Raw genomic sequence first — 906 nt, forward strand, 5'->3', positions numbered from 1 at the left:
CCCAGTACGGCCGCGGGCAGTCCGGCCGCGCGGCGGCGGGCGGCCAGTGCGGTGAGGAAGGCGCCCAGGACCGCCTCGCACTCCGGTCCGCCCGAACCGACGGCGGCCCCGACGGTGGTGACGAACGCCAGCGGTGTCGGATGCCCGTCCAGCGCGAGCGCGGCGTCGACCGACGCCTCCAGCGAGGGCCCGTCCGGACCGCTCAGGTGCACGACCGCGGCCGCCTCCTCGCCGGGCCCGACCAGCCGTACGCCGTAGGCCTCCACCAGGTGCCGGGCGCTCTCCCGCGCCCGCGGCCCCTCCACGGCGCCGCTGAGCCGCACCGTTCCCGGCCCGCCCGTGGGCGCGCCGGCCCCGGGCACCACGCACTCCGCCCGCACCAGCCGCCGCGCGTACGCGACCCCGTCGCGCAGGGCCAGGTCCGGCTCCCCGCCGCCCAGCGCCCGCACCAGGGCCTTGCGGCTCGCGTCGCTGTCGTCCACGTCCACCAGCATGACGCGGCCCCCGCCCGTACCGGCGAGCCACGCCTGCACCGAGCGCACGAAGCCGCGTACGGCAGCCCCCACGAGATCGGCGACGCCCTCCCCGGGCAGCACCTCCTCGGCGCCGCCCGTGACGACGGCCAGCACCGAACCGGCCAGCCGCTCCTCGGCGAGCCAGGCACCCACCAGCTCCCGCACCTCGTCCACCGCCGCCGCCACGCCCCGGCCGTACAGCTCCGCGTCGGCGGCGGGCTCCGGCAGGCGGGCCAGGACCAGCTCGGGCACCGGCCGCCCGTCCGCCGCGGCCGCCAGCAGCTCGGGCAGCCCCGCGTACGCGGGCGCCCCGTCGCACTCCGGCAGCGGCGAAGGGCCGGGCCCGCCGCCCGGCACCCCGAGCAGCGCCCTGCGCGGCCCCCGGACGGGC

1 pseudogene is annotated in these 906 nt (G+C 80.8%); it reads right to left on the reverse strand.

The window, feature by feature from the left end:
* Positions 1 to 906, reverse strand: a pseudogene (locus SSNG_RS42785) (hypothetical protein); the annotation flags it as partial.

The sequence above is a fragment of the Streptomyces sp. C genome, from assembly GCF_000158895.1.
Taxonomy (GTDB): Bacteria; Actinomycetota; Actinomycetes; order Streptomycetales; family Streptomycetaceae; genus Streptomyces; species Streptomyces racemochromogenes.